The organism is Candidatus Symbiothrix dinenymphae (genome assembly GCF_001431085.1).
Genome location: NZ_BBRU01000135.1, coordinates 1 through 13223 on the forward strand (window position 1 = coordinate 1; position 13223 = coordinate 13223).

14 protein-coding genes and 1 pseudogene are annotated in these 13223 nt (G+C 41.5%); 2 read left to right on the forward strand and 13 right to left on the reverse strand.

Annotated features, from left to right (window positions below):
• Positions 1-1722 (forward strand): RelA/SpoT family protein (locus ASC50_RS02090; RefSeq protein ID WP_056928637.1); only part of this gene is annotated, 1722 nt, incomplete at its 5' end.
• Between the two features lie 107 nt (positions 1723-1829).
• Here the strand turns inward: ASC50_RS02090 and ASC50_RS02095 are convergent.
• The 9 genes from ASC50_RS02095 to ASC50_RS02135 form a co-directional block, all read right to left on the reverse strand.
• On the reverse strand, positions 1830-2897 hold the full coding sequence (locus ASC50_RS02095) for a nucleotidyltransferase domain-containing protein (protein ID WP_226995336.1): 1068 nt from the start codon (positions 2895-2897) through the stop codon (positions 1830-1832).
• Between the two features lie 4 nt (positions 2898-2901).
• Complete coding sequence (locus tag ASC50_RS02100; protein WP_055431923.1) at positions 2902-3213, reverse strand: nucleotidyltransferase domain-containing protein; 312 nt, start codon at positions 3211-3213, stop codon at positions 2902-2904.
• Positions 3192-3593 carry a HEPN domain-containing protein gene (locus tag ASC50_RS02105; protein ID WP_193391180.1) on the reverse strand — a complete coding sequence of 134 codons (402 nt, stop codon included), beginning with the start codon at positions 3591-3593 and terminating at the stop codon, positions 3192-3194. The genes ASC50_RS02100 and ASC50_RS02105 overlap by 22 nt, the downstream gene beginning before the upstream one ends.
• An 84-nt stretch (positions 3594-3677) precedes the next feature.
• Positions 3678-4379 carry a DNA alkylation repair protein gene (locus ASC50_RS02110; protein ID WP_055431924.1) on the reverse strand — a complete coding sequence of 234 codons (702 nt, stop codon included), beginning with the start codon at positions 4377-4379 and terminating at the stop codon, positions 3678-3680.
• The gene (locus ASC50_RS02115; protein ID WP_055431939.1) at positions 4376-5119 is read right to left on the reverse strand and encodes a WecB/TagA/CpsF family glycosyltransferase; all 744 of its coding nucleotides are present in this window, start codon (positions 5117-5119) and stop codon (positions 4376-4378) included. Before ASC50_RS02115 ends, ASC50_RS02110 begins: the two co-directional genes overlap by 4 nt.
• An 83-nt stretch (positions 5120-5202) precedes the next feature.
• Positions 5203-6360 carry a glycosyltransferase family 4 protein gene (locus tag ASC50_RS02120; protein WP_055431925.1) on the reverse strand — a complete coding sequence of 386 codons (1158 nt, stop codon included), beginning with the start codon at positions 6358-6360 and terminating at the stop codon, positions 5203-5205.
• Positions 6361-6396: 36 nt separating this feature from the next.
• Entirely contained in the window at positions 6397-7395 is a 999-nt protein-coding gene (locus ASC50_RS02125) for a glycosyltransferase family 2 protein (protein WP_055431926.1), read from the reverse strand.
• Positions 7380-8162 (reverse strand): glycosyltransferase family 2 protein, encoded by a 783-nt coding sequence (locus ASC50_RS02130; protein WP_055431927.1) that lies wholly within the window; start codon positions 8160-8162, stop codon positions 7380-7382. Before ASC50_RS02130 ends, ASC50_RS02125 begins: the two co-directional genes overlap by 16 nt.
• A gap of 18 nt (positions 8163-8180) precedes the next feature.
• Complete coding sequence (locus ASC50_RS02135; protein WP_158648292.1) at positions 8181-9122, reverse strand: ATP-binding protein; 942 nt, start codon at positions 9120-9122, stop codon at positions 8181-8183.
• Between the two features lie 243 nt (positions 9123-9365).
• Between ASC50_RS02135 and ASC50_RS07070 the strand changes: the two genes are divergently transcribed.
• On the forward strand, positions 9366-9509 hold the full coding sequence (locus tag ASC50_RS07070) for a hypothetical protein (RefSeq protein ID WP_158648293.1): 144 nt from the start codon (positions 9366-9368) through the stop codon (positions 9507-9509).
• A gap of 25 nt (positions 9510-9534) precedes the next feature.
• Here the strand turns inward: ASC50_RS07070 and ASC50_RS02140 are convergent, their stop codons facing one another.
• From ASC50_RS02140 to ASC50_RS02155, 4 genes and pseudogenes are all read right to left on the reverse strand, one after another.
• Positions 9535-9912: a DapH/DapD/GlmU-related protein gene (locus tag ASC50_RS02140; RefSeq protein ID WP_226995337.1), complete on the reverse strand. Its 378-nt coding sequence runs from the start codon at positions 9910-9912 to the stop codon at positions 9535-9537.
• Positions 9913-10190: 278 nt separating this feature from the next.
• Positions 10191-11435 (reverse strand): glycosyltransferase family 4 protein, encoded by a 1245-nt coding sequence (locus ASC50_RS02145; protein WP_055431930.1) that lies wholly within the window; start codon positions 11433-11435, stop codon positions 10191-10193.
• Positions 11432-12727 (reverse strand): hypothetical protein, encoded by a 1296-nt coding sequence (locus ASC50_RS02150; RefSeq protein WP_055431931.1) that lies wholly within the window; start codon positions 12725-12727, stop codon positions 11432-11434. Before ASC50_RS02150 ends, ASC50_RS02145 begins: the two co-directional genes overlap by 4 nt.
• Positions 12715-13223, reverse strand: a pseudogene (locus ASC50_RS02155) (hypothetical protein); the annotation flags it as partial. The gene ASC50_RS02150 and the pseudogene ASC50_RS02155, both read right to left, overlap by 13 nt.

Here is a 13223-nt window from a genome sequence, read left to right on the forward strand (position 1 = left end):
GCCAAGCAGATTGAAAATGAGGAGCATCGGTTGCAAATTGCTGCGGAGGCGAGTTATTTGTATGCGCCGCTGTCCCACAAATTGGGGCTGTATAAGATAAAGTCGGAGTTGGAAGATTTGTCGCTGAAATTTCGCGACCGTGAGACGTTCGATTTCATTAAGGGCAAATTGAATGCGACAAAACGCGATAGAGATGCCTACATTGCCCAATTTATTGCGCCGGTGAAAGAAAAACTGACCGCTATGGGCTTGAAGTTCGACATCAAAGGGCGCACAAAATCCATCTATTCCATTAACAATAAGTTGCTTAAGCAAAAAACCGAGTTTGAGAAAATTTACGATTTGTTTGCCGTGCGTATCGTTTTGGATGCGCCGCTCGAGAAGGAAAAAGCCGAATGTTGGCAGGTTTATTCGGTGGTAACGGATATGTATCAGCCCAATCCAACGAGGCTAAAAGACTGGCTGTCAGTGCCTAAGAGCAATGGCTACGAGTCGTTGCACACCACCGTGATGGGTCCCGGAGGACGCTGGGTGGAGGTGCAAATTCGCAGCAAACGGATGGACGAAATAGCCGAAAAGGGTTTGGCAGCCCACTGGAAATACAAGGGCGTGAAGGGCGAAAGCGGCTTGGACGACTGGCTGACCAATGTGCGCGAAGTGCTTGAAAATCAGGATAATTCGTCCGCCGAACTGATTGACGAGTTCAAAATGGGGCTGTATGACGAAGAGATTTTTGTGTTCACACCCAAAGGCGACCTCTTCAAACTGCCACAGGGGGCTACGGTGTTGGATTTTGCGTTTGCCATCCACACCAAAATCGGTTCCAAATGCGTGTCCGCCAAAGTCAACGGCAAAAATGTGCCCATCAAATACAAGTTGCAGAGCGGCGACCAGGTCGATATTCAGACCTCCCCCAACCAAACACCCAAATTGGATTGGCTCAACATCGTGGTGAGCAGCCGCGCCCGCCTCAAAATAAAGCAGTCGCTGAAAGAAATGGCGACACAGCAGGTGGATTTGGCAAAAGAATTGCTGCAACGCCGCTTCAAAAATCGCAAAATTGATGCCGATGAGGGCACACTCTCGCGCCTCATCAAGAAAAAAGGCTACAAAACCGTAACCGATTTTTATATTGCCATCGCCCGCGAGCAATTAGACGTTAATACGGTGATTGACAACTATATAGAGTTAATAAAAAAGGAGCAGGAGGTGGAGCAGACCGACCGCAGCGTCGAAAATTACGAAGCCCCCACGCAGCCTGCCGACCCGTCCAAAAGCGAAGATGTGCTGGTGATAGACCGCGATTTGACGGGCATCGACTACCAACTCGCGAAGTGCTGCCACCCCATCTACGGCGATGATATTTTTGGCTTCGTCTCCTCGCAAGGCATCAAAATCCACCGCACAAACTGCCCCAACGCCCCTCAGATGCTCGAGAAATTTGGCTACCGCATCGTGAAATCACGCTGGACAGGCAAATCCACCACAGGCTACCAAGTGTCGCTAAAAATAATCGGCAACGACGACATAGGCATAGTCACCAACATCTCGTCCATCATAGCCAAAGAAAACGGCATGTCGCTACGCTCCATCAATGTAGATTCGCAAGACGGGCTATTTTCGGGCACGCTAACGGTCTCACTAAGCGACACATCCGTTCTCAACAGCCTCATCAAAAAAATTCAAGGCGTGAAGGGGGTGAAGCAGGTGAGCAGGTATTGATTCACAGGGCAACCGCACCAAATTTACGGTGCCCAACTACCCCGTATGGGGTAGATTGCAGACCGACCTTACGGTCTTTTTTTATGCGTTGACCCTGTGAACACCATTTAAGCTGTCAGCAGTTGTTCTCGCATTTTCACCAAAACAGCATTTACTTCTGCTTCATTCGGCTGCTCCGGCAAATCGCATCGGGCGTAGAGTTTTTTGATTTTTTCTATTTTCTTTGTTGCCTTTTTCACGAGGTCGTCGTAGAGAAATTCGCCGGTTCTGATGGATAGCAGAAAATCTCTGTCCGGGCGGAAGACGTTTACTTGCTTTTCGAGGGCTATTTCTTCTGCCATGTTGAGCAGGCGGAAGGTGTGCATCATGTTTTTGGCGTCGTAATTTTTGCCGTGTTGCAGGGTGTTTTGGTAGCGGGTTTCATTTCGTTTTTCCACCCAATCCCAGTATTCGGCATATTCCCTGCAATAGATGGAGTAGCCCTCTTTGTTGAAACTCATGAGGGCTTTCGGCTCCAATTTTTCGGGAATTGAACTCAATACGATGTCGTTGGCATCGTCGCCGGAGCAAATGCCCCACAACTTTTCCGGCGTTTGGCTCTGGTGAAACACCGCGTACATATCCCTGGAATGGGGAATATTGATAAGTCCGCAATCTGCCTGAGCATACGCATTTTGCTGGAGCCAAACTTGCAGCGGAACGGTTGAATAGCCTTCGATGATGTGACAAAAATCCAAAACACTCTTGCGCTTTTCATCTATCGGGTTGAATATCTTTTTGTTAAGCCCCTTCGCTTTTTTGATTTGCGACTGCGCGTAACCGGCAAAAGTGCTCAGGCAAAGTTTCGACAAAAACATTTCCGGACGAATCAAATCCATCACCGGATGCCGATACAGCACCTTATCGGGAGGCGTGTTCAGCAGTTCCAAAATGTTGGGATTGTTGCGGAGAAGCAGCTCTACAAAGCGTTTCAGTTCGTAATAAGTGATGTCATTGCTCGGATTATCCACCTGCTCAACCGACCGTAGCCCGTAAAACGTCTTTTTATCAAGCGCAAAAACGCCCCGAATGTCCGTGTCCGACTGCGGCGTATCCAAACCGTAGGCTTTGCTGCCGCTGATACATTGCAGCAGCAATGCCTGTTGATTGTTATGTATCTGGTCAAAAGTCATCATCGTTTCATGCAAGTACTATTTCCTGACCATATTTTATGATTTCGTTTACAAACGGGTTGGATATTTCAAATTCATTCTCTCGGAAGGGATGCGGCTCTATTCGACTGTCGATTTTGTGCGTCAAATTCATCAATTCTAACTGCCTTTCCATGCGATTATCATAATCAGCAAACACTACGGCAACATCAATATCGCTGTCTTCGTGAAAGTTGCCTTTGGCATAAGACCCGAAAAGAATCACTTTGCTGTAATCGAAATGAGTTCTTACCGCATCGGCATATTCCTGGACAATTTTTAAAGCATTTGTTTTATCCATTGTTGCAAAATTTTTATTTTATTTATCCATTCTTCTGTAAATTCAGGGGTACACAATGCATGAAACTCTTTTTTGTAATCATCGTAGCGGGCATTCAAGTTAAATGTGGTGATTCTATCGAGCCATTTAGCTTGTTCCTCGCTTAATTCAATATGACTTAATTCTGCCAAACGGTATAAATTATGAGTAAAGGGTGGATGCGTTGCATTTTTCTTTACAAAATAGGCTTTCAATAGTTTTTCAACAACAATATGCCCCATAAACAAGGACCAATGGTATGTTTTGGTTTTATACAAAACAAGCACCGTGGCAAAGTCCTCGTCCGAAGATTCTATCCAATGTCTAACAATTTTATCAACATTTATTTGTATATCTTCCATCTGTTTTTATTTATGCTGCAAAGTTACAACATTTTTTTGAATAGCAAGCGTGTGTCATTGCTGCCACTGTTTTTATGACACTTTTCACTTTTGCATAAAATAGGCGCGCTGTTCGGGCGGGAAATGTTCGATGGCGTAGCGTAGGGCTGTGCGTGGCATGGTTTTGTGGTGCTTTTCCAGGAAGGTTACCAATGTTTCGCGGTCTTTTTTGCCTACTTCGCGGAGCATCCAGCCTACGGCTTTGTGCATCAAATCGTGCTTGTGGGGGAGAAGTTTTTCTGCAAGTGCCAGAGTATCATCAAATTGCCCGTGCTTGATGAACATCCATGTGGACACGATGGCGATGCGCTGCTCCCACAGATTGTCGCTCTCTGCCAAGCGGTAGAGTGCGCTCCTGTCCGGTTTGTCCAACAGATACAGCCCCACGACATCGCGACAGGTGACATCCACCAAATCCCAATTGTTGGCTTTGCGGGCATTCTGCAAATAGAAGTCGAAGATGGCTTTTTGCTCATCGGCAGGGGCTTTTTTGAATTGCTTGTCGAGCAGCAGCAGGGCAGTCAACCGCACTTCGTGGTATTCCGAGTCAAGCAAAATCCGGATTTCGCTCAACGGCAATTTGGGGCAGCGTTTCACAACATCCCGCACCAGCGGCACGTTGATGCCCAACAGGACGTCCCCCTCGCCATATTGCCCTTTGCCGGTTTTGAAAAAGCGACTGAGAAATTGGGCTTTTGCGGGGTTCGCGATTGAGAGGAGTTCTTGGAGGATGAAGGTTGCGTTCATGACATAATTATTTTTCGTTTTTCTTCTTTAATCAAGCCGGGCAAAATTTTCAGAAAATTATAATAGCGGGGTATATTTTTCTTTGGCTCCTCAAAGGCTCTATATAGCCATTCTATACGAAATTTCCGCATCCATTTGGGTGCACGTCTTACTTTTCCGACACCGGCGTTGAAATTAAAAACGGCTCCGATGCCAATCATTACGCCTCTATTAAGAAATGGTTTTAACTTACTCATAAAAAACTCCTGTTTAGGGGCACCTAATGAAATCCAAATAATATCCGGTTTATCGTCATTTATTTTTTTTGCTATAGATTCATAATCAAATTCGTCAATGCTTTTAAATGGCAAAGCCTCGAAACACATAGTGCTTATTTTTGAATTTATTAGGGATAAATTCTTTTTTAAGCCGGACAAAATTTCCGGAGTATTTCCTAAAAAATAGTGCCTGTAATGTTTCATACACACATATTTAGCAAATAAATCCGAGCCGACGTAGGAATCAAATTCCTTTTTATGCAGAAAACCCAATATCATGGCTACATTAGAGCCATCACAACTGTTCACTAATGCACTATTCACGATTTTTAGAAAATCAAAATTTATGTTAGCGATGGTTAAATTATTGCTCTCAATGCAACACATATAGCCCACCTTGGCTTCGTCTATTGCATTTTGGATAGTCGTTTCCAAAGTTTGTTTGTCAAACTCGAGTTTTACATTGAAATATGTTCTTTTCATTTTTATATTTTGCGCGTGTTTATCCGCTGAAGTATATAACGGATTTTGGGGGCATATATTGTTACAAAAAATCAAAAGGTGATTTATTTTTTGACCGAATTGTAAATAGATACCAATTGTGCCAAATTTTGTTCCGGCGTATAATAGTCCAAATATGTCTGATACGCATTTTTTGAAAATTGCGCTTTTTCTTCCTGCGATTTATGCTGCCATTCGGCTATTTTTGCCTGTAAATCAAAGGGATTTCCGGCTTCAAACAGTAGTCCGTTGTAACCATCTCTAATCAAAGAAGACATTGAACCCAAATTACCGGCAATAACAGGCAAACCCAGAGAAAAAGCCTCTATAACAACTAAACCAAAAGTTTCGTACCAAATTGAGGGGAAAATTAACGCGGAACATTCTTGCATATTTTGCGCAACTTCCCGGTGACTTAAATTTCCTAAATATTGAATGTTAGGATGCTGTTCATGCACCTCTTTTACGCTATTTAGCAAAACTCCATCGCCCCCTATTTTCAGACTTAACCCGTTTTTCATAAAAACATCCAGCAGATATTGTATTCCTTTCTCTTCACTCAACCGCCCGATAAACAGGAAAGAATCGTTTCTCTCGCTCGCATTTTCACCTGTTTTACAAACAAAATTAGGCTTGACAATCAATTTTTCGGGTTGAATACTTAACTTTGATTTTAGATATATTTGCCGTGAAAATTCCGTCAACACAATATATTTATCCACTTTGCTCCACGTCCCCATTTTCTGATGAAACCAAACAATAAATCCCAACCAAAACGTTTGAAAATAAGAATTGCGATACACTTTCTTTTTTATGGCAGACCACGGGAATGATTGATACAAACTATTCTCAAAGATGTGACCGTTATGCAACAAAATAGCTGATGGACAAAGCAAGCGATAATTATGCAAAGTGTATACAACCGGAATGTTCATTCTATGCGCCGCAATAAAAACTGCCGGTGAAGCAGCAAAATACCAATTATGCACATGAATTACATCCGGGTGAAACTCTTTAATTGCCTTAATTACAGTCAAATAAGATATGGCATTAAAAAAAGAAATAAAGAATAACCACAGAGCTTTAATCTTATTGTAGGAATTTTCAAAAGATAAAAGCGACACAGTGTGACGACTATCTTCCAACAACTTTTTTTCGGCAACAACAACGCTGTCTTCGCCGCCTTGGAAACGGTAACGGGTGTGGATGATGAGAAATTTCATTATAATCAAAATAATGTACAAAATTACAAATTATTTTCAACAGAAACAAATTTTTAGTTTGTTGATAATTGAGAGTAAGGCGACAGCGGCATTCCAATTAAGATTAATAATGTATGCCATTATGCTGAATGACACCGGAACAATTTTTGTTGATAAAGGAAAAACATCTAAACTGACCAACGTTTTATACACAACTTTGCTGTAAAAATTCAACCCTTGTTTAGAAACTGCACTGCAAAGCCTGACAGCATTAATACTGTTCAGTTTATCAAACCAGTCATTGATGCCATCATCTTTAATATTTTGAACTTGAAACTCACGCAACAACTTTGTTACATACAAAGTATCCTTTAATCTTTTTTCAGTTTTGCTACTATCCCGCATTATCGACGTGGGAGTTTGTACATAATTATAAAAAGGATAATCGAGCATAGAAATCTTTTTTGCCTGAACTAATAGTCGAGGTATAGCTTCTGTGTCTTCCATATAGATTTTTTCTTTAAATGAAAATTTATTTTCCACAAGAAAATTCCTTTCAAAAATAAATAAGCAAACATAACACACAAAACCGAAGTGTCTCGAAAAGAAAGTAACATTATCAACAATATCGGTTGTATAGTGAGTTGTTTGTTCCTGCGGTTGTTTTGCAACAATATTGCCACTTGTATCTACCTTGATAAAATTAGCATAGAGTATATCCGATTTGTCAGCACTGATTTTATTGATAAGAATGGATAAAGAGTTTGGTTCAATATAATCATCACTATCTATAAACATCACATATTTTCCCCGTGCTCTACTTAATCCTGTGTTTCGTGCCCCACCCAGTCCTTTGTTTTCTTGATTCACGACCATAACATTGTCATATTTTAGAGCATACTTTTCTAATATATTGGCACTATTGTCTGTTGAACCATCATTGATGGCAAGTATTTCATAGTTTGTTAAATCTTGATTTAGCAAACTATCCAAGCATTTTGCAAGGTAAGGTTCTTGATTATAGACAGGAACGATGATGCTTAATATTTTGTCCATTTTCGGTATAGTTGTTTAATGAATTTATGAAAAAACGGGCAATACTTTTTGAGAAAATAACTGATGTAATACCGCTGACAGAGGCTTAAAAGGATGTATCCGTTTATACGAACCGTGCTATTATTGTGGCTTCTAACAACTGCAAAAGCCTCTTTAAGTTGAGGCTCAATATTGCAAGATAGCCCTCCAACCGGAAACAGACACACATTTACTTCCGAATGAACAAATTCAACCTTTTTAAGAACCATCTTGTACAAAAAATCATAATCTGCTGCTATTTTGTATGATGTGTCAAAAGGATTTTCCTTGTGCAAGGCGGTTGGCACAAAGCAGGACTGATGAAAAACACTCATAGTGCATCTTATATGTTTGATATTACTTTTTTGCTCAATCAGTTTACCATCACAATTTGTTATTCTATTGCCATACAGGATCGCCTGATTATTTGAAAAACCGCCCTCATCCACAAGCGATTGAATTGTATCGGGCGCACAAAAAGTATCTCCCGAATTCATAAAATTGAGCCATTCGCCGGTAGCCCGCTCAATGCCTTTATTCATCGCTTGATATATCCCACCATCCGGCTCAGACACCCAGTAAGCAATATGCTCCGCATACTTTTTAATGATTTCCACACTATTGTCCGATGAATTGCCATCAATGATGATGTATTCATAATCAGTGAAAGTCTGTGCAATCACGCTTTGGATGGTTTTTTCCAAACCCGTCGCGTTATTGAGATTGACTGTTATTATTGACAGTTTCATTCTTTTTCGTTTTGATGTTTAAACGTCAAAACCTCCCAAAAATTGCCTACCCTTCTCTGTTGTTATGTAGCGTTGGTCGGGGGAGTTGGGTTTGTCTTTGATGGTGTGTTTCAAAAATTCTTCACTGCGTAGCGGGTGCAAATATAGTTCGCGCTGTTTTTCTCGCGTCACAAAACCGGTTAGTTCTTGAATTTCTTCAGCCGTTTTAGGGCTTAACGTTATTAACAAAAGTTGAAAAATGCTCAGTGTTCGTTTTGCAAACAGCTTCCCCCCTTTTTCGCCCCAGCTTCCCCCCTTTTTAAAATCATCAAATTGTAACTCGCTGTTTATGAGCAATCTAAGACTTTTATGCTCCCCCCCTTTTTTGCTCCAGCTTCCCCCCTTTTTAAAAAACAGCTCGTCATAGTCGGTGATTTCTGCGTATTCGGGAGCCAATTCTAAGGCTTCGATTGCGTTGATGGTTTCTTCGCTCAACTTGGATTTGTCCAAACCTACTAATTCCATCAATATATTGGCTTTTTCTTCACCTAATACAGAGCCTACAAGCGGAATAATGGTGCGGAATTGGTCGTCTTCCACAAATATGGGTCTTGACTTTGCATATATCCAAAGATATTTGTGCACATTTTTTACCCCTGAGCCGATTTCGTCTGTCCAGCGAAATTCTGAAAAAAACTTGCGGATATTGGGATTTTTGGCATACGGATTGAATGCGTCTAACGACAATACGCCTCGAAAGAGCGGCTTGTTGGGGTTACTGATTTCTACACGGTTGCTGTAAACGACAATTTGTGTGGGATAGGCACTGGTGTATTCGCGGTGCACGATGGCATTGGCAACGATTTCGCGAAATATCAACTCCCGAAGGTCTTTGCGTCTGTCGCCTTCCAAATAGAACATGTCGGGCAGGCATGCGCGGGTTTTGATGAAATCCATCACCTGAATGTAGGTATCTATCAAATTTGTGCGCAAGGTCAGTTTGTCGTCACTATTTCATGTTTTTTTATTTTTGTTGATGTTTAAACGTCAAAACCTCCCAAAAATTGCCTTCCCTGCTCAGTTGTTATGTAGCGTTGGTCGGGGGAGTTGGGTTTGTCTTAATTTATTTCGAGTATTGAAATCAATTACTAATTGAACTTACCGTTCTCAAAGTTTTTTTCTCTGTACTATAAACGTTTTAGCAAAAGGAGAATTTGGCGATTATTGGTACGAAACGGGCACCCCTACATTTTTGAATTTAAAGTCACCTCAGGAGGTACTGTCGATGAAAAACGCGAGATTGTGAAAGTGGGCGTGGTGTTTGACACTGCTGCTCGCAATGTCAAGGAGTGGAAGGTGGCTGAGTAGCCCCACCATAAGTTCAACAATTGATTTACAGCGATTTAATGACTTTGCACGGGTTGCCCGCCGCAATCACATTTGCAGGAATATTGCCCGACACCACACTGCCGGCTCCAATCACGGAATTGTCGCCAATCGTAGTGCCTTTTAAAATGATAGTATTTACGCCGATGAAAACATTATTGCCAATTTTTACCGGTTTCTTGTTAGTTGCTGCATAATCATCTCCGAGGTCTTGCCTCTTTGCTGGGTCTATCGGATGCCAATCAGAATCAGTTATCAGCACGTTAGCACCGAACAAACAATTGTCGCCAATGGTGATATTCTGGAAACAGCCTATTTTAACACCTGAAAAGCCGTTTGAATTTCCAATTTCTATTTTTGCCCGCGTAGTATAGGTCACCACCATGCAACACCGATTGACACCGATAGGGTTGCGAAATTTAGAAGAGTCAAAGGTGCAATTGTTGCCGATGCTTATAACAGATTCCGGGTGTCTGCAAAAAAAAGTGGCACTAAAAAATACAGATTCCTTTCCAATTTTTATTCCTTTTAAAAATGCAAAGAAACGCATAATAAATGAATAATACCATCCACTAACTTTGTATTTTTCATACCTGCAACGTGAAAAAAAATAGCCGGAGAAATCTGTTTTGAACTGTTTTATAATTGCTGTGATATATGCTTTCATTTCGTCTGTATTATTTGTTGATAGATGTTTTCGATGTTTTTCAATATTGCCTCCTTATTATGCCGTTGATGGGCAACTATTCTTGCATTTTGCCCAAGCAACTGCATTTTTTGCGGATTGCGCAATAGCGACACAATTGTTTCCGAAAGGAAATAGACATCATTTGTCGGAAATAAAATGCCGGTTTTTTCACTTTCTACCAATGAGGGAATCCCGCCCACATACGAGGCAACCACCGGCAACCCTAACATCTGTGCCTCACACACGCTGTTGGAGCTATTTTCAATGTACGAAGGATGAATGAATATGTCGGCATCCAACAACCGCGAAACTAACTCCGGGGCTGTTTGCCGACCTAAAAACAATACGTTATTTTGATTGTATTTCTTTTGCAGTATTTTTTCCATAGTGCGCACAAGCGGGTTTGCTTCGGACGTGCCGCAGACTGTCCATTGAAACCGGATGCCTCTTGTGTTCAACAGCGAAGCTGTTTTCAAAATCACATCAAAGCCCTTGTAAATGGACGGCGACAGGACAGAAATGAATTGCGCCACTTCGCGTTGCTTCGGCTGCCATGCCTCAGCAGCATAAAAATCGGGGCGAAGCACTTCGTCCAAATGAAAATAGTACGCATCTTTTGCTAAGACTGCGGCAATAGCTTTATCCCAATGGGTGCGCCCCATCACGAAACGGATTGACCGGAAATACTCCAATTCCCGTTTGCCATGTGCCTGAAACATTTTATGCCACTGCCGCTGACTTGCTCCGCGCAAATAAGACTTCCAATGAAACGACTGTCGCTGAAACGACTCCTCGGAAATACCCGGAGGAAAATAGGCGTTGAGATATGGATTGATTAAACCTTGCAAGTGCACAACCACTTTTGAATCAACGTGGGGAATAACGCTGCATAAAAAATTTTCTACACCGAAAATATGTACAATATCCGGCTTAAAATCCTGAATGGCAGTCACATAATCCTCTATGACCTCACTATCCTGAATAGTGCATCGCCAACGGTGATAAATCCGCTTAAAGGGGTTATAGGTACGTTCCTGAACCTTGTTCCAGGTAATATTATGCTCCTTTTCAACGCAAGCATCGCCTTGAGTTAATCCGACAACAGCCACTTCCAGCGTTGTTGAATTTTGCAAAACCTGCATTAAAGACTGCATCCACCCGCCCGCAATGAATGTGTCTTTGGATTGAATTAGCTGGTCTGTCAATAGTATTACTTTCATATTGTTTGACTTTGAGGGTATAAAAGTTCTTTTATTTGTTCGTCACTCATCCGACGCAGTTCTTTGGAGTAGCAGAGTGCCACACAAAACCACACTATAAAGTATCGAGGTGTAAATGCCGGAAGCCCAAATGGGACCATATCAATCAGCCACAAAAAAATTACCAGCGCGCAGCCTTTGGAAAAAATGTTTTTGGAAAAAACAAGCCCCAGCACAATAGCAGGCAACAACACCAACAGAAAAAGAGCTACATACACCACTCCACCGTTCAACATCAATTGAAGATAGCCACATTCAATATACACGCGATAATCCAAATCGCGATAATTGTTGGTTTTGCTTCTGCCACCCACCCAATCTTCATCTATACCGGGAGCATAATAGGTGCCATTCAGCCCTTTTCCTATCACGATGTCTTTATTTTCCATATCCAAAAAGAAACCCAAAAACACCTCTGTCCGTGAATCTTCCGTAGCCTTTTGAGTAATTTTGGAAAACATTCCATCCTGATTGGAAACAAAGACAACATATCCCGCGAGCCCTATCAATCCCGCCAAACAGAGAAACCCAATTTTCTTTGCAAGCATGATATTTTTGTTTACAAGAATGATGAGAAAAAGGGCAAACAGTAAAAAGCAACCACATGACAGCATGATATTGCGCCGCGCCATGATAGTCGCCAAAAGCAATCCCACTAACATGACAATCACAGCAATCTGTACATTTTTGTTCGGATGATAAAAAGCAGTCAGCAAAGTCAGCCCACTTCCCATCGCAAACACCCAGATATATTGCTCAGAAAAACTTAAGTCGGAGGTTAAAACGAAAAAAAGAAAGGGAAAAGCACAAAGAAAAAATACCCCAAACTTATGGATGTAGCCAAATAATTTCTGCAAAAACAACGGATTCTTAACCGGAATAAACACAACCAATGGCACTAAATATGGCAATAAACGATAGCCGTCACTAAAAAGATATTCTTTGAGGTAGGGATAATCAAATTTAAACCCATGATAAACAATGTAGCACTGCCAAGTCAAAAAGAGAAAAAGGACAATACGCAAATACCATGCAGAAATATTTTGGAGTGATGCCAATTTAATCCAATAATACATATAAAGACCCAAACCCACCAATTGAGCAATATTAAAAAGCACCCCCAAAGGTATTTCCGAAGCAATGATAACTGTTGTTATGGAATAAGTCAAAATCCCCAGCAAAAAGCGAGTAAGATGCTTTTCAAAGGTAGTTGCATCCATTGTCGCCGCATCTATTGGCTTTACGCTTTCCATAATCCTCCTTTCCCATGCACAAAAATTTTGCGATATTGCACCGGTGCCAAAAAGATGCCATTCAAATTAGAGATAATCGACACAATAAACAGGCTGTAAACACCCCAATGCCATTGCACGATAAACAGCCAACAGAGTGCTATAAACAAAATTGGTGTTACTAAACTGCAATAATACTGAATTTTAATGGCACCGATGCCATTTAACAAATTCACATAAACGGCACCATACATGGTGGTTGCAATATAAATGAAGCACCACAACGACATCTGAAATGGAATAGAAAGCACCCCCTTCCCAATCCACAAATCATACACAAACGAGGCTACCAGCAACATGACTACACCGCATCCGATGAATAGTAGCAACAGTTGCTTATATCGTTTCACCGCATTGCGTATCCATGCAAAGTCGTTTCTGGCAAAAGCTTCCGTTGCAGCAGACCAAAAAGGGGTCAGGATAATCATAAAACTCATCAGTAGCACATTGAAATACT